This window comes from Amylibacter marinus, assembly GCF_030160015.1.
In the GTDB taxonomy this organism is placed as follows: domain Bacteria; phylum Pseudomonadota; class Alphaproteobacteria; order Rhodobacterales; family Rhodobacteraceae; genus Amylibacter; species Amylibacter marinus.
Window position 1 is genome coordinate 351537 of the sequence record NZ_BSNN01000002.1, and the last position, 20508, is coordinate 372044.

Sequence of the window (20508 nt, forward strand, 5' to 3'; positions counted from 1 at the left end):
ATGGCCTATTTTTACGCTGAAAATTTGAAACGTGCTTTGGCACCTCTGCGCACTGCAACCCTGACCAGCTCGACTGCTGTTGCCTTGGTTTTAGGGGGCATCGTTGTATCGGGCGCCGGTACACCGGTGGCGGCACAATCTACGACCCCCAGCTCGATCACTGTGGTTGGTAATCAGCGTATTGCCTCTAGCACGATCCTGACCTTGGCCAATTTGCAAACCGGTACGCGCTATAGTGCGGGTCAATTGAATGCGGCCGTTCAGCGGCTGAATGCCTCTGGGTTTTTTAAATCAGTTGATTTTACGGTAAATGGTGGGCGGATCACCATTGATGTGGTGGAAAATCCCACCATCAGCCGCATTGCCTTTGAGGGTAATAAAAAGCTGAAGGATGATGCCTTGTCGGCCTTGGTGTCTTCGCAATCGCGTCAGACCTATTCTGCGACCCGCGCAGAGCAAGACGCCAATGAAATTGCCACTGCGTATTCCGTATCGGGGCGTGTATTGGCCACCGTAACGCCAAAAATTATCGAACGTTCGGACAACCGCGTTGATTTGGTGTTTCAGGTGGTCGAGGGGCGTGTGACCGAGATTGAAAACATCACCTTCACTGGCAATCGAAAGTTTTCCGAGCGCCGGTTGCGCGCAGCAATTGCCACAAAACAGGCTGGTTTGGCCAGCGGGTTTTCGGGCAAGGATACCTTTATCGAAGATCGCCTAGAGCTGGACAAGCAAAATCTGCGCAGCTTTTATCAGAACCGTGGTTATATCGACTTTACGGTGAATTCTGTATCGGCGGATTTAACGCGCGAGCGTGATGGCTTTTTGTTGGCTTTTGATGTGACCGAGGGTCAGCAGTATTATTTTGGCGATATTGAATTGGTCAGCAACGAAACAGGTGTGGATGTGCGCGCCTTTGAAAAAGAGCTGCGCGTGATCAAGAGCGGGCGCCCCTATGATCCGCGTAAATTGGAAAACCTGTTACAGGAATTGGACGCACAGTTGGCTGATGCGCGCTTCCCCTTTGTGACGGCGCGCCCAAATATCACCCGCAATGAAGAAAGCCGCACATTGGATGTGGTGATTGATTTGGCCCGTGGACAGCGCGTGTTTGTTGAGCGGATTGATATCGAGGGCAATTCCACCACTTTGGATCGTGTGGTGCGCAGCAAGTTTGAATTGGCCGAGGGTGATGCATTTAACCAACGTGAGATTCAAAAAGCCACTGACCGCATTCGGGCCACGGGGTATTTTGGCAGTGTTGATGTGCAGGCCCGCGAGGGGTCTTCGCCGCAATCGGCCATTATTGATGTGGATGTAGAAGAGCAGCCCACCGGCGATATTGGCATTGGCGGCAGCTATAGCTCTTCTGATGGGGTGGTTGTGAACCTGAGCGTTGAAGAGCGCAATTTCTTGGGCCGTGGTCAGACATTGCGCCTTGGTGGGACGAACAGCTCTGACAGCAAGAGCCTAGATTTCGGGTTCCACGATCCCAGTTTCTTGGATCGTAATGTGTCTGCGGGTATCGATATTACCTACAATGAGGCAACGCCGTCATATATTCCGATCGAGACCGAGCGCTTGATCATTCGCCCCTCTTTTGGTTTTCCGGTTGGGAAATACTCAGATCTTAATGTGGCCTATAAGTTTGAGCGCGAGAGCATTGCCATTCAGCAGGATGATGATGGTGTAGAATTGGCCGCATCCCCCACCATCCAAGATGATGTGGGCGAGTTGGACAAGAGCTCGATTATTTTGCGCTATAACTATGATCGCCGTAATTCTATTGTGGCCCCGACCGGCGGGTATCAAATTTCGGCGACACAAGAGTTCGCCGGGCTTGGGGGGGATGCAGAATTTTCCAAGACCTCTGTGCGGTTCAAAACTTTCTCGAGCTTGTTAAACGAACAGGTGGTTTTATCCGCCGAGTTAGAGGGCGGGTATTTGCATAACTTCGGTTCTGGTAGCCGAGTCACAGATCGCTTCTTCTTAGGGGGGGGCAGCCTTCGTGGATTTGATGATTACGGTATTGGCCCACGTGAAGACGGGGCAACCGGAACCGGCGACCCGCTGGGGGGCAATGCCTTTGCCGTGGCGCGTCTAGAGGCCAGCTTCCCTGTAGGGTTGCCTGAAGAATACGGTATTTTTGGTGGCGTTTTTCTGGATGCCGGATCGGTATGGGAGCTGGACAACACCTCGCCATCCTCGTCAGTGGTAAGTCTTGATAAAGATCTGCGGGTTGCGGCGGGTGTTTCTATTTTTTGGGAAACGCCCATTGGCCCCTTGCGGTTTGATTTCTCACGCCCGTTGAAACACCAAGAGGGTGTGGATGTGACCGAGGACTTTAGGTTTTCGATCCAAACGCGGTTCTAGGCGTGCGCGCAGGGGTCGTCAGAGCATTTTGCATTGCGGTGCTGTGTTGGGGGATTTCGGCCCCTGCACAGCAATTTCCAGTGCATGGCGCCACCTCTAAGATCGCTGTACTGGATCGTAATGAATTGTTTAACCTGTCAGAATTCGGCAAGCATCACATTGCTATACTAGAGAGAAAGAGCAAGGAGCTAAACGCAGAGAGCGCCGCATTGGATGCGGCGTTAGAGCAAGAAGAGGCGGTGCTAACGCAATTGCGCGCGAGCCTTGCCCCAGAGGAGTTTCAGGCGCGCGCCACCGAATTTGATACCAAGGTCAAGCAAACCCGCGCAGAGCAGATTCAGAAGTCTCGCGCCCTTACGGATGAATTTAGCGCCGCGCGCAACGAATTTAGCGTTACAATGAATCAATTGTTGGAAGAGCTGATCAACCAAAATGGTATTGATGTGCTCTTGTCAAAAGACAGTGTAATTGCCTATAGCAACAGTCGCGATATCACCGATCTGGCGATTGAAATGATGAATGCGCGCCTAACCAAATAGTTGGCGCAAACAGGCCGCAGAGACGGCCATTAATAGAGGGGCAAACCATGCCAGAAGAAAACCAAGAATTGCAGAGCGCGGATATCCAAGATATCAAACGGATGATCCCCCACAGATACCCATTTCTGCTAATTGACGCCGTGCGCGATATCAAGCTGAATGAAAGTGCGGTTGGTATCAAAAACGTAACCTTTAACGAACCGCATTTTCAGGGGCATTTCCCAGAACGCCCTGTAATGCCTGGTGTGACCATCGTAGAGGCCATGGCGCAGACCGCCGCGGTGCTGGTGGTAAAGACGCTGGATATGATCGACAACAACATGTTGGTCTATTTCCTAACCATCGATAACTGTAAATTCCGCCATGTGGTATCGCCCCCCGATCAGCTAGAGCTACATGTAAAGGTTCTGCGTGGGCGGGGTAAGCTGTGGAAATTCTACGGCGAGGGCCGCGTGGGCGACACGGTGGTGGCCGAGGCCGAATTCACCGCGATGATGGTACCCCCAGAAGAGGCCTAATCATGTCGATTGATCCAAGTGCGAATATCCATCCCTCATCCGTGATTGAGGACGGGGCCGTAATTGGCGCCAATGTCACCATTGGCCCATTGTGCGTTGTTGGCGCCGAGGTGACCTTGGGGGCGGGGGTTACCCTAAAATCTCATGTGGCTGTAGATGGCTGGACCGAGATCGGGGCCGATACGGTTATATTTCCCTTTGCCTCTATTGGTCACATCCCACAGGATTTGAAATTTGGCGGCGAGCGCACAAAGTTGGAAATCGGCGAACGCAACCGCATCCGCGAACATGTTACCATGAATCCTGGCACCGTGGGCGGAGGGGGTCTGACCAAGGTGGGCAACGATGGCCTATATATGATGGGTGTTCACGTGGGCCACGATTGTATTGTAGGCAATGGTGTGATCTTGGCCAATAATGCATCCCTTGGGGGGCATTGTATCATTGGCGATAACGTGGTGATCGGCGCATTAGCTGGTGTCCATCAGTTCTGCCGCGTGGGGCGCGGGGCCATGATTGGTGGTCTTGCCGCTGTGGTGGCCGATGTTATCCCGATGGGCATGGTACAGGGGGATCGTGCTAATTTGGATGGGCTTAATCTGGTGGGGTTAAAACGCGCAGGCGTGGACAAGGCCCAAATACATGGGCTGCGTGCTGCTTTTAAATCTATTTTTACCCAAGGGGCCAAGATTTCCGACGCAGTTGCTGAGGCCAAGCTTACCCATGCGGGGAATCCTTTGGTGCAAGAGGTGATCAGCTTTATCGAGGATGAGACGCTGCGTTCACTTACGACCCCACGTCAGAATTAAGGATGGAGGGGCCGATCGCAGTGGTGGCCGGTGCGGGGGATTTACCCCGCCAACTGGCCGAATGGGCCCGCGATCAGGGGCGCGCCTATGTTGTGGTGCAATTTCAGGGCATCGAGCTAAGCTGGGCGGGGGATCATCCCGTGATCAACGCCCAATTCGAGCGCCCAAATGCGCTGTTCAAGGCCCTGCGGGCGCATGAAATACCAAATGTGGTTTTTGCCGGCGGCATGCGCCGCCCGAAATTAAATCCGCTGAAATTTGATCGCGTCTTTCTGAAAATCGCCACAACATTGTTGCCCGCGCTAAAATCCGGCGATGCCAATACATTGTCTATGATTGCCAAGATATTTGAAGATAACGGTTTTTCTATTGTTGGTGCGCATGATCTGATGCAGGGGCTGGTCAGCGGCGCGGGCGTGTTAACCGCGCGCCACCCCGATGAGACCGAATTGGCCGATATTGCCCGCGGCTTTGATATCTTGCGCGCCATGTCCATGGCTGATGTTGGGCAATCTACGGTGGTGGCAGGTGGCATTTGTCTGGGGGTTGAGAGCATTCAAGGCTCTGATGCCTTGCTGAAATTTGTTGCGCAAACGGGGCAGGGTTTCAAGATCGATGCGGCGGGTGTGTATGTTAAGGGCCCGAAACAGGGCCAAGATCACCGTATGGATTTGCCCGCCATTGGTATCAGCACGCTCTCTGCGGTGCAGGCGGCTGGCTTGGGCGGTATTGCCCTATCAGCGGGGGGGGTGATGATTATTGATCAGGCGGAATGCATCGCATTGGCTGATCAGCTGGGGTTGTTTATTGTCGTGGTCGAGGCCTAGCATGACGCTATCATTTTTCTGTATCGCGGGGGAATTGTCGGGGGATCGCCTTGGGGCGGCCTTGATCGAGGGCTTGCGATTGGAAACCAAGGGGCGGGTGGAATTTAGCGGCATAGGCGGGCCGATGATGGCGGCGGCGGGCATGGACAGCCTGTTTGATATGAACGAGCTATCGGTGATGGGGTTGGTCGAAGTTCTGCCCCGTGTGCCGCGGCTGTTGTATCGTGTGCGCCAGACCGCGCGCGCGGTGATTGCGGCGCGCCCAGATGCGCTGATCACCATAGATAGCCCAGATTTCTGTTTGCGGGTTGCTAAATTGGTGCGCGCAGAATTGCCGGATATCAAGGTTATTCATTATGTGGCACCCTCGGTATGGGCATGGCGGCCAGAGCGCGCCGAGAAAATGGCGCGCTATGTGGATCATGTGTTGGCATTGTTGCCCTTTGAGCCGCCCTTGATGCGCGCGGCGGGGATGACCTGTGATTTTGTCGGGCATCCTGTGGTTTCTGAGGCGCCTGTGCTGCGCCGTGACCAAGCGGGTTTGATCGCAGATTTTGCGCTAGATGAGCGCAAGCCGATAGTCACATTGCTACCTGGATCGCGGCGTGGCGAAATTGCCCGAATGGGGCCTATTTTTGATGAGGTAACGGCGGGAATACGCAAATCCCATCCTGATGCCCAATTTATTCTGCCGGTGGCGCCCAGTGTTGCGGATATGGTGGAGCGTGCAACGGCGCGGTGGGCTGTGCGTCCGCATTTGCTGGAGAACAGTGCCGATACTGCGCAGAGCGAGGCGCGCAAGCGTGCTGCATATGGGCTAAGCGATCTGGCCTTGGCCACATCGGGCACCGTGGCATTGGAACTCGCGGCACAAAATTGCCCGATGGTTGTGGCCTATCGCGCCAATTGGGCCACCACGCGCATGGTGAAAAAGCTAGCACAGATAGACACCGCCAATTTGATCAATATTATCACCGAGACCCGTGTGGTGCCGGAATTTCTATTTGAAAATTGTCATGCAGAGCAGATTTTGCCTGCCTGTCTAGCGGAGTTGTCGCAGGCGAGTGAGGGGTCTGATCAATCAAGAGCGCTTGCCGGTGCGATGCTGGCCTTGGGGCAGGGGGCAGAGGATGCCCATCTGTGGGCGGCGCGCTCGGTTTTAGGCGCTATTGGGTGAAACCGCCCGAGTTACGGCCCCAGTATGTTTTGAGCGCCATTTGGTCATGATTTCCAAATTTTTAACGTTTATGCCGCTGTTTTGGCCGTTTATAGGTACAGTTACACTGGAAAACAGGTTAAATAAGCCCAAAGAGGAGGGCGCAATGGTCTATAAAGGTGATTTGGAGATCGATCCACGCGGAATGATTTATGAGGCCTATCGCATGGAGCCGATCACAGTGGCGGATGCGCGGGTTATTTTTCTGGATTGGGCGATGGAAGCGGCAAAGGCTGACATGCGCGCAGATTTAGAGCTGTTGCTGCGCACCTATGGCCAGCATGCGCCGGATCATCCGATGACGCAGGTGATTAAGGAAGGTTTGAGCCAATCCGCGATCAAGGGGCGGCGCGGGGGCCGATCTGGCCGGATGCGGGGCTAGTGGGGGTGTGCGGCGTTGGTGATTCTTTGACCGGGGCCGGCGCGGTTATCGGCGCGCGATGTATACAATGGGATGCTAGGTAAACCTAGGGTCTTGGGGGTGTGCCTAGTGATTTATCTATGTATTTCAGATTGGGCGCGATTATTTCTGGAACAAAGCGCGAATTTCCAGTGATTGTACAATGCGCTTGATCTGCGAAAAAAAGGATTGTTAGCCTTGGGTCAACGGCAGAAATTTGCCCCTAAAATCGCGCCATATGAAAGAGATCGCCATGGAAGATATCCGCACCCAAATTCAGGCTCAGACCTACATTGATGAGGCCGAGGCGCTAAAGGCCTTGATTGATGCGGCGGATTTCACACCTGCGTTGCGCCAAGAAATTCATCTTCGAGGTGCTGGGTTGGTGCGCGATATTCGCAAGAATTCAAATCCTTCGATGATGGAGCTATTTTTGGCCGAATATGGGCTGTCGAGCGAGGAGGGCGTTGCGCTGATGTGTCTGGCCGAGGCGCTGTTGCGGGTACCTGATGCGCCGACGATGGATGCGTTGATCGAGGATAAAATCGCCCCCAGTGCGTGGGGTGCACATATCAGCCAGTCGCATTCGTCGTTGGTAAATGCCTCAACGTGGGCGTTGTTTATGACGGGCAAAGTGCTAAGCGATGAGAAGGCCAATTCAGTTACGGGTGTTTTGCACGGCGCGATCAAGCGTCTGGGCGAGCCGGTTATCCGGCGTGCGGTAACGGCCGCAATGAAGGAAATGGGCCGGCAGTTTGTCCTAGGAGAGACCATCTCTAAGGCGATGAAGCGCGCCAGCGAGGAAGAGGATCGCGGGTTCACCTATTCCTATGATATGTTGGGCGAGGCGGCCAAAACCGAGGGCGATGCCAAGAAATATCACATGGCCTATGCGGATGCGATCGCCCAGATTGCCAAATCTGCCAAGGCTAGTTCAGTTCAGGAAAATCCCGGTATCTCAATCAAGTTATCCGCGCTTTTTCCGCGCTATGAGGAGATGAAGCGCATCGATGTAATGCAGGTGTTGATGCCACGGGCACGGTCCTTGGCCATTCTGGCTAAATCTGCGGGCATTGGGCTGAATATTGATGCTGAAGAGGCGGCGCGTCTTGATCTATCGCTGGATGTGATCGAGGCGGTGCTTCGCGATCCAGCTTTGGCGGGGTGGGATGGCTTTGGCGTGGTGGTTCAGGCCTATTCAAAACGCGCATCGGGGGTGTTGGATTATCTGTATGCCATGGCGCAGAAATATGATCGCAAGATTATGGTGCGGCTGGTTAAGGGCGCCTATTGGGACAGCGAAATAAAGCTGGCACAGGTAGAGGGGCTGGCTGGATTTCCGGTCTTCACCCGCAAGGCGGCAACTGATGTGAGCTATCTGTGCTGTGCGCAAAAGTTGCTGGGCATGGTGGATCGGATCTATCCACAATTTGCCACCCATAATGCCCATTCCGTGGCGGCAATCCTTGAGATGGCCCCCAGCACGGATGTGTTTGAATTTCAGCGCCTACATGGCATGGGCGAGGCCTTGCACGAGGCGGTACATAGCGATGCTGGCACGCGGTGCCGTATCTATGCCCCTGTGGGCGCACATAAGGATTTGCTGGCCTATTTGGTGCGCCGCTTGTTAGAAAATGGCGCGAACAGCTCTTTCGTCAATCAGATTGTGGACGAAGATGTGCCCCCCGAAGAGGTGGCGGCGGATCCCTTTCAGGCGGTGTTAACGCAAGAGGTCGCCCATAATCCCCTGATCCAGCACCCCAACGATCTGTTTGCACCCGAGCGGATAAATTCGCGCGGGTGGGATTTAAATGACCGTTTGGTTCTGGATCAGATCAAGGGTGATATAGAATCCGCAACACCGCAGCACTGGCAGGCCAAAACCGTAGAGGGTACGGCGCAATCCGTAACCAACCCTGCAACGGGGGCGGTGATTGGCGAGATCGGGTTTGCCAGTTCGGCGCAGGCGATGGAGATCTGTGCCAGCGTTGGCCCTTGGGCCAAAAGCACCCTTCAAGAGCGCCAAGCGGTTTTGAACAAGGCGGCTGATCTTTACGAGGCCCATGCCACTCGTCTGTTTGCTCTCTTGATCCAAGAGGCGGGCAAGACCTTGCTGGATTGTGTTGGGGAATTACGCGAAGCGGTTGATTTTTTGCGCTTTTATGCAGCACAGGCCACTGATACGCAGAAACCACTGGGCGTTTTTGCCTGTATTTCCCCGTGGAATTTCCCCTTGGCGATTTTTACTGGCCAGATATCAGCGGCCCTAGCAGTGGGCAATGGTGTGGTGGCCAAACCAGCCGAAAGCACCAGCCTAATTGCCGATTATGCAGTAGATTTATTATATCAAGCAGGTGTGCCGCGCGATGTATTGCGCCTGATTGCGGGCGAGGGGGCTGTGGTGGGCACAGCCCTAAGTGGGCACAAGAATATTGCGGGGATATGTTTCACCGGGTCTACCGCCACCGCACAGGTGATCAACCGCCAGATGGCCCAAAATCTGCCTGCTGGCACGCCATTGGTTGCGGAAACCGGCGGGTTGAATGCGATGATTGTGGACAGTACCGCCCTGCCAGAACAGGCAATTGGCGATGTGATTGCCTCGGCGTTCCAATCTGCGGGTCAGCGCTGTTCGGCCTTGCGGGTCTTATATCTGCAAGAGGATATCGCCGATAATTTCTTAGAGATGCTATACGGGGCCATGGATGCGCTAAGCGTTGGGAACCCTGCAGATTTCAGCACGGATATTGGGCCGATTATTGATGTAGATGCGGCGGCGAACATTCAGGCTCATGTGGATAGGGCCAAGGCCGAGGGCCGCCTGTTACGTCAGATTTCTGCACCAGAGGGGGGGCGTTTTGTGGCCCCTGCGGTGATTAAGCTGAACAGTATTTCAGAGCTGGAATCCGAGATTTTCGGGCCTGTGTTGCATGTGGTTACCTTTGGTGCCGAGGATATTGATCAGGTCATCGCTGATGTAAATGCCACGGGGTTTGGTCTGACATTTGGATTGCAGACACGCATTGACGATCGGGTTCAGCATGTGATTGATCGTGTCCATGCGGGGAATATCTATGTAAATCGCAACCAGATCGGGGCGATTGTTGGCTCGCAACCCTTTGGTGGGCATGGGCTATCTGGCACCGGCCCCAAGGCAGGTGGCATTCGGTATTTATCGCGTTTTTGCACGGGGACTGCACAATTCTCGACCGAGCCTTGCGATCTGCCGGGGCCTACGGGGGAATCCAACCGCTATGCGCAGGTGGCCAAATCACATGTGCTGTGCATGGGGCCGGGGGATGCGGATTATCAGGCACAGGTACAGATGGCGCGCGCCATTGGCGTGGGTGATTGCATGGATGGGCGCGAGGTTTCGCCCGATGATCTAAGAGAGTTGAGCGGTATAGAGGCTGTGGTTTACTGGGGGGATGATCCTGCACCTTTGCGCCGTGCCTTGGCCGCGCGGGAGGGGGCGATTGTGCCTTTGATCTTGGGCCAAGAGATGCACGAATACCTCTATGACGAGGTGACGATCTGTATCGATACCACTGCATCGGGGGGGAATGCGGCCTTGATTGGGGGCGAGGCCTAGGCGTTTTGGGCGCTGTGCTGTGCACCCAGATTATTTCGTTGTTTGGGCTGCGCCGCACCAAAGGCGTAAACCAGCCGATACATGCGATAAATTGCTTATTCTGCTACCGCAACACCCTACCAAGCCCTATATACCAAAGGCAAAGAGTATAGGGCAAAGAGATGCGATTTCATGTGGCGGCCATCTGTAGGGTGCTTGGGGGGGCTTGGTTGGCCCTTGGGTCACCTGTGGGGGCGCAATCCTTGGAATTTGATGTGGATGCGCCAGCAGATGTTCAGGAGCAAGTGCGAAATGTTTCCGTTTTAATACAGTCGCTTAGAGATAGTAGTGTAGATGATGAGCAGATTATCACCTCGGCGCGATCTGACTATGCGCGGATCCTGTCTGTGCTCTATGAAAACGGCTATTATGCGGGCGAAATATCGATCCGTGTCGATGGCCGCGAGGTGGCCGGTATTACACCATTAGAGCGGGTTTCAGGGATTGAATCCGTAGAGATACGTGTGACCAGCGGTGCTCAGTTCCATTTTGGCCGCGCCGATATTACCCCGCGCGCGCCACGCGCCCCGAGGCAGGGTGGATTTCGCAGTGGTGCAATTGCGCGCTCGGTAGCCGTGCAAGAGGGGCTGGATGAGGCGCTCTCGGCATGGAAGCAACAGGGCTATCCGCTGGTGCATGTCGTGGATCAAACACTTGTCGCTCAACATAAAACCCAAATATTGGATGTGTTGATCCGCCTCGATCCGGGCGGGCGGGCACGCTTCGGTCGGCTAAATATACAAGGCCACAGCCGTATGCGCGAAAACCGCGTGCGCAAGATTGCGGGGCTGGTCAGCGGCGAGATCTATTCGACCAGCGCGCTAAACCGTGCGGCACAGCGTCTGCGCGATACGGGCATATTTTCCAGTGTGGTTTTTGAAGAAGCAGATCATCTGAATGCGGATGCGAGCTATGACATCACGCTGATCGTAGAAGAGGCGAAGCTGCGCCGCATAGAGGCGGGGGCGACCCTGTCTAATGTTGAGGGGTTGAAATTCGAGGGCGATTGGTTGCACCGCAATGTTTTGGGCGGGGGCGAGCAGGTGAAATTTGGCCTGACGGCCGCAGGTATTGGCGGCGAAACCGAGGGTATTGATTACAGCGCCAATTTACAGGTTTTGCGTCCTGCCACCCTATCTGCGGACACCAACGCAACGGTTGAGTTTTCCATTCTGCGGCAAAACGAGCCGGAATATATCCTGCGCAGCAGGTCTGTCTCTGTGCGGTTTGATCATTATATTTCCGAAAAGCTAAGCGCGGGTATCGCGTTAAACTATGTAGATGCCAACAGTTTTGATATCTATGGCGAGCGGGATTTTAGCGTGGTTAGCCTGCCACTTGGGATAACTTATGATGGCCGAGACAGCAAAACCTCTAGCACCTCTGGGGCCTATGTGGCGCTGTCTGCGCGCCCGTTTTATGGGCGGGGAAATGGCGGTTTTGGCCTTCAGGCGGGGTTTGATGGGCGAATTTATCGCGCATTAGGATCCAATGTAGTGTTGGCAGCCCGCGCACAGGCCAGCAGTATTTACAGCAGTGAGCTGTCAGAGGTTTCCCCTGATTATTTGCTGTATTCTGGGGGCGGCAACACGGTGCGCGGCCAGGATTATCAGGCCTTGGGGGTAGAGGTTGATGGTCTGGGCAAGAGTGGTGGTCTATCTTATGCTGGGGCCAGTGTTGAGATACGCTTTGGACTTTGGGACAGTATTGGCGGGATTGTTTTTGCCGATTATGGATATGTGGGGTCTACGTCACAACTGTTGGGCGCGGGTGCGGGGCATAGCGGTGCGGGAATTGGTCTGCGCTATGAAACAGGGCTGGGGCCTATCCGGTTAGATATTGGGGCACCACTGGGTAGGGATGATCCGGATAGCTTGAAATTTTACCTAGGTGTGGGGCAGGCATTTTGAGGTATTTTAGATCAGCACTTTTGATTGTTTTAGCTATGATGGTCATACCTTTACAGGCCAAAGCACAGGATACATATCTGGAAGACTTGCTAGAAGACACTCTGTCTTCGCCCGCCATGCAGCTGCGTATAGATGGATTACAGGGAAGCTTTAGCGCGCAGGCGCGGGCCGATCTGATCGAGATATCCGACCCCAATGGCCCGTGGCTGATCATTCGCGGGGCCGAGCTGGACTGGACGCGCGCCGCCTTGTTGCAGGGGCGCATTGATGTGCAAAAACTGCGCGCCCAAAGCATAGATTTCTTGCGCGTGCCCTTGCGCGATGACAGAGGTTTTACCCCCGAGGCAGAGCCGCTGAGCCTGCCGGATTTACCTGTATCCATAGAGATCGAAGCGATTGAAACGCCCAATTTTAACATTGCGCCAGAGGTGTTCGGGCGGGCCTTGGATTTGTCTGTTTTGGCGCGGGTTGGTCTGGGCGATGGGATGCTGGTGGTGGATGCAGAGGTAGCGGATAAGACCTCGGGGGGCGCGGCGCATTTACGGGCGCGGTATGACCCTCTCAGCAGTGAAACCGAGATCGATTTTTCCCTAGAGGAGCCCAAGAATGGTATTCTGGGATCAATCCTAAACATTCCCAATCGCCCGGCATTGGCGTTTGATCTGACGGGGCGCGGGCCTTTGGCTGATTTCAACGGGCAATTCACCCTGAAAAGCAACGAGATAGAGCGGCTTCGCGGCGCGCTTAGCATTGGCGGTACGACGGAAAACGCACCTCTGAAGATTACATCGCGCGTCAGTGGCGATGTTTCTGCACTGTTTTTTCCACGGTATCAGGCGTTTTTCGGCCCTTCGGTTACTCTTGATCTAGCGGCAGAGCATCGTGGATCGGGGCGATGGAGCCTAAATCAGCTGTTGGTTTCGACCGAGGCATTGGCCATCGAAGCGGTTGCGCATGGTAGCGCGGGACGGCTGGAGATGGTGGATTTCTTGGCCCGAATCACTGCGGATCAGCCTATCGTATTGCCTTTATCTGGGCATGAGACGCTGGTTGGGGGGGCGCGCATCAAGGGCCGGTATGAGGGGTTGGCGGGATGGTCTGTGCAGGGGTGGGTTTCTGATTTGGCCCGAGATGGCTTGTTTGTTGAACGGACGGATTTCAGTACCAAACACCAAGAGAGCGGTGATCTGCGGCTTGATATTTCCGGGATATCCCATCGAGACGCGGTGCTGGCCGATGCCATTGGGCAGGCGGTAAAGGCGCAAGGGCGTTTTGAAATATCACAGGGGTTGGCGCTGGATTTGCACCACATGGAGGTGGATAATGGCACTCTTCGCGCGGCTGTTTCTGGGCATTTGTCGAATTTTAGTGCGGGGCTGATGTTTGAGGGGCAGGCAGATCTAACGGCGCAGAGTATCGCGCCCTATGCAAGATTGGCGGGCATACGCGGCGCAGGCGCGGGCCAGCTGTCGGTTACGGGGCAATTTGGGGTGATAAGTCAGCAATTTGATCTGGAGATATCAGGGAAGACCCGAGAGGTGGCGTTGGTTGATATGGCCCTGGCTGGGATCATCGCAGGCGATAGCCAGATTGCGGCCAAGATCACACGCGATAAGGGGGGGATCGTGCTACACAGCCTGTCTGTTGAAAATGCGCAGGGTGATCTTGAGGCTACGGCGCATTTGAAACAAGAGGGATCGGAGCTGAACGCATCGGCGCGACTATCCAATGCGGCGCTGATTTCACCTTTTTTGTCCGGTGCCTTGGATGCGCGTGTTTCGGCGCTTCAGCGTGGTGATATGGGCATGGTTTCTGTGCTGGCCCGCGGAGATAGCGGCACCAGCCTATCGGCAAAGGGTATGATTCCGTTGGCGGATGGGGATTATGATTTGCAAATTGCCGGTCAAGTTCCCTTGGCTTTGGCGGATTTTGTTACTGGAGACAGTGTTGCCTTGCGCGGGCGCGGCGACTTTGACTTGCGGCTGCTGGGGGCTGGCGAAATCGGCAGTATTTCTGGGCGGATCAGCAGCAGTGGTGCACGCGCGTTCTTGCCCAGTTATCAGATGGAGTTCGAGGATATCGATGTATTGATGGATCTGGCGCAGGGGCGCGGCGCGGTGCATGCATCGATGCACTCGGTTGATGGTGGAACCCTTGGGGTGACGGGGGATATTTTCTTATCTGGCGCACAGGCACCGGTGGCGGATTTGGACATGCAGGTTAAGGGTTTGCGCCTATCCTTTGAGGATTTTATCAACACCACGGTTGATGCGGATCTTAGCATTACGGGGCCGTTGGCGCAGCAGCCCGTGTTGGCAGGGCGGATTGATCTGGGGGAGACCACCATTGATCTAACCACGCCAGAGATCACCAGCCTGAGTTTTCTGCCCCAGATCACCCATCGGGATGCGCCGATTTCGGTGCTTCAGACCCGTGCACGGGCGGGACTATTGGCGGGGTCGGAGGGCCAAGGGGCTGGAGTGGAGATTGGGCTTGATCTAGCCATTAGCGCACAGAGCCGCGTGTTCCTGCGTGGGCGCGGGATCGAGGCCGAGATGGGGGGGCAGATGTATTTGGGGGGCACCAGTACGGATGTAGTGGCGCGCGGCGGGTTTGATCTGGTGCGCGGGCGATGGGATGTGTTGAACAAGCGTTTGGATTTGCGTTCTGCGGCGGTGAACCTAACGGGGTCATTGGATCCGCAAGTGAATATTGTGGCCAGCAGTGATAGCGGGGGCTATCTCACCTCTATTTTGTTGTCGGGCTTGGTTTCTGATTTAAAGCTAACTTTTCAATCTGATCCAGTGTTGCCAGAAGACGAGGTATTGGCGCGGATGTTTTTTGAGCAGGGATTGGATGAAATTTCGCCCTTTAAGGCTGTGCAATTGGCCCATGCCCTGCGCCAGCTATCCGGTGCGTCTGGGGCCAGTTACAGTGAAAAGCTGCGTCGAAAATTATCGCTGGATGATTTCTCTATTTCTGTAGATGAGCAGGGTGCAGCGGGTGTTCAGGTGGGCAAATACCTGTCGGACAATCTCTATACGGATATAACAATTGCCGCCGATGGTGGATCAGAGGTTTCTCTGAACCTTGATCTAAGCGGCACAGTCTCGCTACGCGGAAGCGTTCAAGAAAGTGGCAGCAGCGAAATCGGTGTATTTTTTGGCAAGGATTACTAGGCGGTAAATCGTTGGTTATGTTAGTCAAGTTCGCTTAGCCATGGGGCGTTTGCCCCGCTACGTGATACTGTGATGCTGGCGACCTTGGTTGCCCATTTAAGGGCTGCGATAACCTGTGGGCCTTGAATGGATTGTACCTCGGATTTCGAGAGGCAATCGCCCTCGATCAGGCCCTTTAGGAAGCCAGCGTTGAAGCTATCGCCAGCACCAACGGTGTCGGCGACGGTGCTTTTAACCGCGGGAACCGAGACCTGTTGATTGCTACCAAATAGGGCATCCGCGCCCTGTGAACCCTTGGTCAGGATGGCGATTGATGGCCCCATGGATTTTAGGGTTGCGAATTTTTCTGCGATGCTTTGCGGGCCTTCGATGATGTAATCCAGATCCTCGTCCGAGACTTTGACCACATCGGCGCGTTGGATGATATCCATTAGGCGCGCGCGGTATTTGGCGGCATCTTTGATAAAGCTTTGGCGGATATTGGGATCAACCATCACCAAGCGATCGGAACCAAGGGTTTTTAGGGCCTGTGCGTAGGTTTCGGCGGCAGGTTCTATACACAGGCTGATACCACCGAAATAGAGCGCATCAATGCTGGTGTCTATTTTGGGGATTTGATCGGCGTTGACCATGCGACCGGCCGAGTTTTCGTCGTAAAAAGTATACTGTGCATGCCCATCCACAAGTCGCACAAAGGCCAATGTGGTGGGCTGGTTGGATCGCGCTAGATAGCGGGTGTCAACGGCGCTGTTCTTGAGCTCTGATACCAGCTGATTACCGAATAAGTCGTTGGATATGCCCGAAAACAGTGCCACTGGCGCCTGTAGGCGCCCAAGGCTGATGGCGGTGTTAAAAACTGCCCCACCAGAAAGGGGGGCAAAAACCGGTGTGTCATCCAGCGTCTTTGGCACCATATCAATCAGCGCCTCGCCACAGCATAGTATCATTATAACCCCTTAGATGCGTTGCTGGCTTGATTGGTCAAATCGGTGAATTAAGTTTTCTTGTGCTGTAAAGTACACGGGTTTGTTGATTTGATCCATTGGTGCCTTGGGGAATTTGGCCGTAAACTCTGTGCCTGCATCTGTTTTCAGATGCCCCAGCGCATATTCGCCCAGCTGTTCAACCAATTCTAGCGTGCCGGTCAGCATGGCCTGATCCTTGGTGGTTTCGATGAGGTGCTCTGGGCGGATGCCGGTGATCACGCCTTGGGTGTTGCCAGATGTGATATCGGCGGGTTGAAAGAAGTTCATTTGAGGGCTGCCAATGAAGCCAGCAACGAACATATTTTGCGGGTTTTCGTACAGTTCCATTGGTGATCCGACCTGTTCGATTATGCCAGCGCGCAGAACTACGATTTTATCCGCTAGGGTTAGGGCCTCGACCTGATCGTGGGTCACATAGATCATGGTAGAGCCAAGGCGCTCGTGTAGGCGGGCAATTTCCAGGCGGGTTTGCACGCGCAAGGAGGCATCTAGGTTTGAGAGGGGTTCATCGAACAAGAATACCTCTGGGTCGCGAACAATGGCGCGCCCGATTGCAACACGTTGGCGTTGACCACCAGATAGGTTTTTGGGCGCGCGGTCTAGGTATTCGGTGATTTGCAGAACCTCGGCGGCGTTTTTCACGCGTCTGTCGATTTCTGCGGGATCGGTCTTGGCCTGTTTCAAACCAAAGGCCATGTTTTCCTCGACGCTCATATGTGGGTATAGCGCATAGGTTTGAAACACCATCGCGACGCCCCGCTTTGAGGGGGCGACCTCGTTCATAATCTCGCCACCGATAGAAATTGTGCCATCCGAGATATCCTCTAGCCCCGCAATCATACGCAGCAGTGTGGATTTACCACAGCCCGAGGGGCCAACAAAGACCACGAATTCCCCATGATCAATTTCCAGATCGACACCATGCATGACCTGTACCGAGCCATAGGATTTTTTCACTTGTTTAATACTTACATTGGCCATGTTTTTTCGACCTCTTCTATCTGTTCTTCTAGGATTGAAATGAACTCTGGGTGGTTTCTAGGTAAATCCCCCCAAAGCAGTGGGGTGGTGGCAAAGCGTTTGAATGCGCCATCTTCTAAGAGAGGGGATAGCTGATCTATAAAGGGTTCTTTGTAGCGAATGGTCAGCAGGCCCTTGATGGTGCGCCGCGCAAATACATACCAGCTGGCGATGGATTTAATCCCATAGATCGGGGTGATCCCTTGTTCAAAACAGCCCTGTAGCGTTGGCAAAATAAACACCGGAAATTTGTTAAACCCGTCGGCGCAAATGCGTTCGATTGTATCACCGATATATTGGTTTAAGAAGCGTTGTTCGATATTGTTGAGATAGGTGATTTTATCGAATGGTAGCCTAAGGGTTATTGCGGGCAGTACCTCTTGGGTTTGGTATTTGACGAAATGCGCATGCAGATCAGGATTACGCAGCGCCTGATCAAAGGTCTGGTGGCCCTGAAGCGCGCCCAGATAGGTAAGGCATGTGTGCCCACCGTTTAGGATGCGGATTTTAGTCTCTTCGTAGATATCCACATTGTCGGTATAGATCACGCCCACCTTGTCTAGCGCCGGCTTGGGGCCGGCGAAATTATCCTCGATTACCCATTGGATGAAATCCTCGGCCATGATGCTGGGATCATTTTTACGGTGAAACATCTGTTCGATTTCATGTGACAATTCAGGGGTGGGTTGTGGCGTAATGCGATCCACCATCGAGCAGGGAAATGTGGCATTATCTGCGATCCAATCCCGCAGGGGTTGATTGCCGCGCGCCACAAGGTATTGATCGAAATTGGTCGCCAGCATTTTGCCGTTACTGCGGATATTATCACAGCACAGGATGGTGATCGGGCCAGCCCCTGCCGCAATGCGGTGCATAAGGCCTGTTTCTAGGTAGGCATAGATCGAGCTTTTGGTATCTGTTGCGAGTTCTGCGGCGATGATGGGGTGATCGGTATCAAGGGTGCCTGTTTCATTTAGGTAGTAGCCGCTCTCGGTGACGGTAATAGTAGCCATATGCACGCTAGCGGCGGCAAGGGCCTGTTCTGTTTCCGCCTTGGAGATCGACCAGTCATAGAAATTAACATGGGGGGTTAGAAGATCGTAATTGGTATCCCCGGTTTCAGAGATGGTTTTTAGTACATATCCATCGCCATTGTTGCGTTGCATATCGAAGAAATCAGAATCTGCCGCGCGCAGATTTATGGCGCCAATGCCCCAATCCAAATCGCCAACCTGATCCATATACATATCGAAATAGACCGCTTGGTGGGCGCGATGGAAGGCGCCGTACCCAATATGCAATACCCCCATTTTGCACTGGGCGGGGTCATAGCTGGATGCGGCTAGCAGGGGTGGAGAGGAGTGGTTCATGCGGTGATCTTATTATTTTCGGGGGTGTCAGACGACAGCTCGCGGCGCGCGGTATCGCGATAATCAGAGGGCGTCATGTTTTTCATCTTTAGGAACTGTCTGTTGAAATTTGCAAGGTTTTGAAATCCGACCTCGAAACAGATCGACGAGATTTGTTCGTTGGTTGCATAGAGCATGCTACAGGCCTGACCGATGCGCACTCGATTTACGAATTCCACAAACCGATTGCCGGTCATTTTGTGGAAATTGCGCGAAAAAGATGAGGGGCTCATGCCGGCTATTTCGGCGGCTTTTTCGGCGGATATATCATCTGCGAAGTGTTGTACGATGTAATCCACCACCTCTCCGATGCGGGCCTGTTTACTGTTGCCCTCTGGGTGTACCAATTGTAGCACCGATAGTGTTTTGCGATCCTTGTGTGCCGTTAGCCGATTTAACAGCTTTAGAAAGGTCAGGATTTGTTCAGGGCCTGTGGTATCGCGCACGCCCTCAAACAGGGACTTGGCATAGGCCACATCAAAATTGAAAAACTCGATACCAGATTTAGAAGTTTCGATCAGTTCGTAGATCTCTTGAAACTCGGGGAAGGCCCCGAACATTTGTTTCAGGCGCGCGGGATCAAATTGGATCACCATATCGCGGGTTTCCACATGTTCCGGGTAGAGGTCATCGGTGATCCAATTGTGCGGGACATAGGACCCGGCTAGGAACAGAGCCCCAGGCGCGAAATCCCCGATATAATCCCCAACAAAAGCTTTCCCGTGGGTTTCCAAGATCAGGTGCAATTCGCACTCTTTATGCGAATGCCACCGACACAGGGGATCAGGCCAGCCATGTTGCAGGTATCGTAGGCTTTTGGTTGTATTCTCGAGAACCTCAAGTTCTGGGACATTGACGTTCATTTGACCGCACCAAAGGTTAGGCCTTGGACCAATTGTTTCTGGGCAAGCCAGCCAAAGATTACAATAGGCGCACAGGCCAATGTAGATACAGCAGAGACCTTGGCCCAGAACAGGCCTTCGGGGGCTTGGAAGGATGCCACAAATGCGGTTAGGGTGCTGGCCTCGGTTGTGGTGAGGACGATTGACCAGAAGGCTTCGTTCCAGCACAGGATAATTGACAAGAGCGCCGTAGAGGCGATGCCGCCCCATGCCAGCGGCATAACGATCTGGCGGATTTCGTTATAGGTAGATGTGCCGTCCATGCGCGATGCTTCTAGGATTTCCTTGGGGATTTCGCGGAAATAGTTGAACAGGATCAACATCACGATCGGCAGGTTCACCATGGCATAAATGATCACCAGCACCAGTTTTGTATCAAACAGGCCTGCCTTTTGGGCCAGAAAATAGATCGGCATCAAAACACCAACTGCGGGCAACATCTTGGTTGAGAGCATCCACATCAGGATATCCTTGGTGCGGTGCGTTGGGTTGAAGGCCATGGCATAGGCCGAGGGAATGGCAATAAGCAGGGCAACTGCGGTGCCTCCGAAAGAGGTGATGACGGAGTTCCATGCGAATTTCACGTAATTGGTGCGCTCTTGGATTTCTATATAGTTTTCCAGCGTTGGCTCAAAGACCAACAGGGGCGGTACCGCAATGGCCTGACCTTCGGTTTTGAAGCTGGTTAGAACCATCCAGAAGATCGGGAAAAAGAAGATCAGGGCGACACCCCATGCTGCAACTACAGCAATACGGTTTTTCAGGTTTTCGCGTTGTTTATCAGTCATT

15 protein-coding genes are annotated in these 20508 nt (G+C 53.9%); 10 read left to right on the forward strand and 5 right to left on the reverse strand.

Annotated features, from left to right (window positions below):
• The 10 genes from bamA to QQL62_RS02645 all read left to right on the forward strand — a co-directional run bounded on the left by bamA (position 1) and on the right by QQL62_RS02645 (position 15402).
• Positions 1 to 2373 carry an outer membrane protein assembly factor BamA gene (gene bamA, locus QQL62_RS02600; RefSeq protein ID WP_284375902.1) on the forward strand — a complete coding sequence of 791 codons (2373 nt, stop codon included), beginning with the start codon at positions 1 to 3 and terminating at the stop codon, positions 2371 to 2373.
• Positions 2374 to 2375: 2 nt separating this feature from the next.
• Positions 2376 to 2912 carry an OmpH/Skp family outer membrane protein gene (locus QQL62_RS02605; RefSeq protein WP_284375905.1) on the forward strand — a complete coding sequence of 179 codons (537 nt, stop codon included), beginning with the start codon at positions 2376 to 2378 and terminating at the stop codon, positions 2910 to 2912.
• 47 nt (positions 2913 to 2959) lie between these two features.
• Complete coding sequence (fabZ, locus tag QQL62_RS02610; RefSeq protein ID WP_284375907.1) at positions 2960 to 3430, forward strand: 3-hydroxyacyl-ACP dehydratase FabZ; 471 nt, start codon at positions 2960 to 2962, stop codon at positions 3428 to 3430.
• 2 nt (positions 3431 to 3432) lie between these two features.
• Complete coding sequence (lpxA, locus tag QQL62_RS02615; protein WP_284375909.1) at positions 3433 to 4239, forward strand: acyl-ACP--UDP-N-acetylglucosamine O-acyltransferase; 807 nt, start codon at positions 3433 to 3435, stop codon at positions 4237 to 4239.
• A 2-nt stretch (positions 4240 to 4241) separates the two neighbouring features.
• Positions 4242 to 5066: an LpxI family protein gene (locus tag QQL62_RS02620; protein ID WP_284375911.1), complete on the forward strand. Its 825-nt coding sequence runs from the start codon at positions 4242 to 4244 to the stop codon at positions 5064 to 5066.
• Between the two features lies 1 nt (position 5067).
• Positions 5068 to 6243, forward strand: coding sequence for a lipid-A-disaccharide synthase (gene lpxB, locus QQL62_RS02625; protein WP_284375914.1), 1176 nt, complete (start codon positions 5068 to 5070; stop codon positions 6241 to 6243).
• A gap of 145 nt (positions 6244 to 6388) precedes the next feature.
• On the forward strand, positions 6389 to 6664 hold the full coding sequence (locus tag QQL62_RS02630) for a hypothetical protein (RefSeq protein ID WP_284375916.1): 276 nt from the start codon (positions 6389 to 6391) through the stop codon (positions 6662 to 6664).
• Between the two features lie 271 nt (positions 6665 to 6935).
• Complete coding sequence (gene putA / locus QQL62_RS02635; protein ID WP_284375918.1) at positions 6936 to 10274, forward strand: bifunctional proline dehydrogenase/L-glutamate gamma-semialdehyde dehydrogenase PutA; 3339 nt, start codon at positions 6936 to 6938, stop codon at positions 10272 to 10274.
• 161 nt (positions 10275 to 10435) lie between these two features.
• Positions 10436 to 12223 carry an autotransporter assembly complex protein TamA gene (locus tag QQL62_RS02640; RefSeq protein WP_284375920.1) on the forward strand — a complete coding sequence of 596 codons (1788 nt, stop codon included), beginning with the start codon at positions 10436 to 10438 and terminating at the stop codon, positions 12221 to 12223.
• Between the two features lie 35 nt (positions 12224 to 12258).
• Entirely contained in the window at positions 12259 to 15402 is a 3144-nt protein-coding gene (locus QQL62_RS02645; protein WP_284375922.1) for a translocation/assembly module TamB domain-containing protein, read from the forward strand.
• A gap of 20 nt (positions 15403 to 15422) precedes the next feature.
• Here the strand turns inward: QQL62_RS02645 and QQL62_RS02650 are convergent, their stop codons facing one another.
• The 5 genes from QQL62_RS02650 to QQL62_RS02670 are packed head-to-tail and all read right to left on the reverse strand — an operon-like array spanning position 15423 to position 20507.
• On the reverse strand, positions 15423 to 16349 hold the full coding sequence (locus QQL62_RS02650) for a carbohydrate kinase family protein (RefSeq protein WP_284375924.1): 927 nt from the start codon (positions 16347 to 16349) through the stop codon (positions 15423 to 15425).
• Positions 16350 to 16358: 9 nt separating this feature from the next.
• Positions 16359 to 17369 carry an ABC transporter ATP-binding protein gene (locus QQL62_RS02655; RefSeq protein WP_284375927.1) on the reverse strand — a complete coding sequence of 337 codons (1011 nt, stop codon included), beginning with the start codon at positions 17367 to 17369 and terminating at the stop codon, positions 16359 to 16361.
• On the reverse strand, positions 17357 to 18778 hold the full coding sequence (locus tag QQL62_RS02660; RefSeq protein WP_284375929.1) for a mannitol dehydrogenase family protein: 1422 nt from the start codon (positions 18776 to 18778) through the stop codon (positions 17357 to 17359). The genes QQL62_RS02655 and QQL62_RS02660 overlap by 13 nt, the downstream gene beginning before the upstream one ends.
• On the reverse strand, positions 18775 to 19680 hold the full coding sequence (locus tag QQL62_RS02665; protein WP_284375931.1) for a helix-turn-helix domain-containing protein: 906 nt from the start codon (positions 19678 to 19680) through the stop codon (positions 18775 to 18777). Before QQL62_RS02665 ends, QQL62_RS02660 begins: the two co-directional genes overlap by 4 nt.
• The gene (locus QQL62_RS02670) at positions 19677 to 20507 is read right to left on the reverse strand and encodes a carbohydrate ABC transporter permease (protein ID WP_284375933.1); all 831 of its coding nucleotides are present in this window, start codon (positions 20505 to 20507) and stop codon (positions 19677 to 19679) included. Before QQL62_RS02670 ends, QQL62_RS02665 begins: the two co-directional genes overlap by 4 nt.
• Between the last annotated feature and the right edge of the window lies 1 nt (position 20508).

What these genes read in the sequence shown, in the direction of transcription:
- bamA (WP_284375902.1), top strand. Translation starts at nt 1, where the DNA reads ATGGCCTATTTTTACGCTGAAAATTTGAAACGTGCTTTGGCACCTCTG.
- fabZ (WP_284375907.1), top strand. Translation starts at nt 2,960, where the DNA reads ATGCCAGAAGAAAACCAAGAATTGCAGAGCGCGGATATCCAAGATATC.
- lpxA (WP_284375909.1), top strand. Translation starts at nt 3,433, where the DNA reads ATGTCGATTGATCCAAGTGCGAATATCCATCCCTCATCCGTGATTGAG.
- QQL62_RS02620 (WP_284375911.1), top strand. Translation starts at nt 4,242, where the DNA reads ATGGAGGGGCCGATCGCAGTGGTGGCCGGTGCGGGGGATTTACCCCGC.
- lpxB (WP_284375914.1), top strand. Translation starts at nt 5,068, where the DNA reads ATGACGCTATCATTTTTCTGTATCGCGGGGGAATTGTCGGGGGATCGC.
- QQL62_RS02630 (WP_284375916.1), top strand. Translation starts at nt 6,389, where the DNA reads ATGGTCTATAAAGGTGATTTGGAGATCGATCCACGCGGAATGATTTAT.
- putA (WP_284375918.1), top strand. Translation starts at nt 6,936, where the DNA reads ATGGAAGATATCCGCACCCAAATTCAGGCTCAGACCTACATTGATGAG.
- QQL62_RS02640 (WP_284375920.1), top strand. Translation starts at nt 10,436, where the DNA reads ATGCGATTTCATGTGGCGGCCATCTGTAGGGTGCTTGGGGGGGCTTGG.
- QQL62_RS02645 (WP_284375922.1), top strand. Translation starts at nt 12,259, where the DNA reads ATGATGGTCATACCTTTACAGGCCAAAGCACAGGATACATATCTGGAA.
- QQL62_RS02650 (WP_284375924.1), bottom strand. Translation starts at nt 16,349, where the DNA reads ATGATACTATGCTGTGGCGAGGCGCTGATTGATATGGTGCCAAAGACG.
- QQL62_RS02655 (WP_284375927.1), bottom strand. Translation starts at nt 17,369, where the DNA reads ATGGCCAATGTAAGTATTAAACAAGTGAAAAAATCCTATGGCTCGGTA.
- QQL62_RS02660 (WP_284375929.1), bottom strand. Translation starts at nt 18,778, where the DNA reads ATGAACCACTCCTCTCCACCCCTGCTAGCCGCATCCAGCTATGACCCC.
- QQL62_RS02665 (WP_284375931.1), bottom strand. Translation starts at nt 19,680, where the DNA reads ATGAACGTCAATGTCCCAGAACTTGAGGTTCTCGAGAATACAACCAAA.
- QQL62_RS02670 (WP_284375933.1), bottom strand. Translation starts at nt 20,507, where the DNA reads ATGACTGATAAACAACGCGAAAACCTGAAAAACCGTATTGCTGTAGTT.